General features: G+C 61.3%; 1 pseudogene. It reads right to left on the bottom strand.

The annotated features are described in order from the left end of the window. Positions 1-501, bottom strand: a pseudogene (locus tag P0D80_RS51130) (electron transfer flavoprotein subunit alpha/FixB family protein); the annotation flags it as partial.

The raw sequence follows: 501 nt of genomic DNA on the forward strand, positions 1-501 counted from the left end.
ATGATCTTCGCCGACGTCAGTTCCGGACGGTCCAGCTTCGTCACTTCACGGCTGACGAAGGACGAGATGCCGCTGTCGGCTGCCGCTTCGATTTTCTCCACCGATGCGCTGCCGCCTTCGGCTGCCACAGGGTCGAAACCAGTCGTGCGGACCGTGATGACCTTGATCGGATCAGCCGATTGCACTGTTGCGATTGCGTTACCGGCATAAATCGGGCGCTCAAATGTATCCGGGCTATCCACTGCCGTGATATCGCTGATCTGCGCGACGTCGAGCTTCGCGGCGATACGCGGCGTGATGTTCTTGCCGTAGGCGGTTGCCGGCGCGAGGATATGCGTGTAGTCCTTCGCGATGTTCACCACCGTTGCTTCGATGTTTTCCGCGAGGCCTGCTTCGAGTTGCGGCGCGTCGGCCAGCAGCACTTTGCTCACGCCGGCAATCTTCGCCGCTGCATCGGCCGCGGTTTGCGCGTTGTGACCCGCCACCAGCACGTGGATATCG

It is taken from the genome of Paraburkholderia sp. RL17-373-BIF-A (genome assembly GCF_046030175.1).
Classification (GTDB): domain Bacteria; phylum Pseudomonadota; class Gammaproteobacteria; order Burkholderiales; family Burkholderiaceae; genus Paraburkholderia.